1 protein-coding gene is annotated in these 1,038 nt (G+C 50.8%); it reads left to right on the top strand.

Going from position 1 to position 1,038, the window contains the following annotated elements:
* On the top strand, positions 1–1,038 hold a 1,038-nt coding region (locus BMY62_RS15890), incomplete at both ends, for an IS701 family transposase (protein WP_090662271.1).

Raw genomic sequence — 1,038 nt, 5'->3', positions numbered from 1 at the left:
GCGCGGATTGTTTCAGTCTGAGCGGGCGAATATGCTGCGCATGGGAGAGGTCAACGAAGTTGATCATCAGGCGATGCAGCACATGCTGACATCGGAGGCGATTGACTGGAATGGTTTTTGCGAACAGATTGCGCGTGAAACGGATGCGCTGTTGGGTGGAACTGAGGCCATCCTGATTATTGACGAAAGTGGCTTTGCCAAGAAAGGAGAATCATCCGCGGGTGTTTCCCGGCAATGGAATGGTCGTCTTGGCAAGGTGGACAATTGTCAGGTTGGCGTGTTTGCCAGTCTGTGTCACAACGACATGGCCAGTTTGATTGATACACGCTTGTATTTGCCACAACATTGGGTAAATGATCCGGATCGTTGCAAGAAGGCGGCAATACCTGAGGCATGCCAGCATTATCAAAGCAAATGCGAGATTGCATTATCGATGATCGAAGCAGCCAAACAACGTGGCGTGCGTTTTGGTTATGTCGGTATTGATGGCGGTTATGGCAAGGATCCTGCTTTCTTGCGTGGTGTTGATAAACTTGGCTGCACATTTGTCGCTGATGTTCACTGTCGGCAGATGATTTATCTTGAAGACCCAATGCCGAGTATTCCTGCCAGGAATGGCCGTGGCAGGCAACCGAAACACCTGAAAGCACAATCTGAGGCGATACGTGTTGATCAATGGGCATCTGAGCAGCCGGATACTGTATGGCGGCGCATTAAACTGCGTGAAGGTGAGAAAGGTATGCTGGAAGCGGAATATCTTCATGCATTTGTATGGGTATGGGATCGCAGCGAGAAACAAGCGCATCGCTGGCACTTGCTGGCCAGACGGGAGGCCGGCGCTAACGAAATATCGCATTATTGCTTATCCAACGCGTCACTTGAAACGCCATTACAGGAACTGGCGCAAGTACAAGCACAGCGATTCTTCATTGAACACAGCTTTCATGAAGCGAAAAGCGAATGCGGCATGGCCGATTATCAAGTACGCCGGTGGGATGCATGGCATCATCACATGGCGCTGGTCATGCTGGCAACGCT

This window comes from Nitrosomonas marina, from assembly GCF_900111605.1.
In the GTDB taxonomy this organism is placed as follows: Bacteria; Pseudomonadota; Gammaproteobacteria; order Burkholderiales; family Nitrosomonadaceae; genus Nitrosomonas; species Nitrosomonas marina_A.
Note: the sequence above shows the minus strand (reverse complement) of the source record. Positions and strands in the feature narration are given on the sequence as shown.